This is a genomic window from Streptomyces sp. SID13726 (assembly GCF_010548375.1).
In the GTDB taxonomy this organism is placed as follows: domain Bacteria; phylum Actinomycetota; class Actinomycetes; order Streptomycetales; family Streptomycetaceae; genus Streptomyces.
Map to the genome: position 1 here is coordinate 1 of NZ_JAAGLY010000177.1, position 591 is coordinate 591.

1 pseudogene is annotated in these 591 nt (G+C 69.9%); it reads left to right on the forward strand.

The features are described 5' to 3' along the window. Positions 1-591 (forward strand): annotated as a pseudogene (locus G3I78_RS47020) (hypothetical protein); the annotation flags it as partial.

Here is a 591-nt window from a genome sequence, read left to right on the forward strand (position 1 = left end):
GTCGGCTCCTCGATGGTGGCCTCCGCCACCGACGAGCTCGACAAGTCGGTCGGCGCGGACTACATCGTCCAGTCCCAGACCGGGCAGCCGATCATGCCGCAGGCCGAGCAGGCGCTGCGCGACACCAAGGGCCTGGACCACGTCACCGCGTACCGGGAGGTGGAGGCGAAGATCACCGCCCCCGACGGATCCGTCAAGGAAGACGGCATCAGCGTCAACGACCCCACGTACGCCCAGGACGTCCGGCGCAAGATGATCGCCGGCGAGCACGCGGCGGCGTACGGCAAGGACGCGATGTCGGTCGGCTCGATCTACGCGGACGAGCACCACGTCAAGCTCGGCGACGAGCTGACGGTCGCCTTCACCGGCGGCCGGACCGCCAGGCTGAAGGTCGCCGCGATCACCTCCGACGAGGGCAACCTCGACAAGGGCGTGATGTACATCAGCACCGCGACCGCCGAGCAGTTCCTGCCGGCCGACCGGATGCCGCGGCCGTTCATGCTGCTGGCCAAGGCGGCCGACGGCAAGGCGGACGCCGCGTACTCCGCGGTCAAGGGCGCGCTCGCGCAGTACCCCCAGTACCAGGTGCAG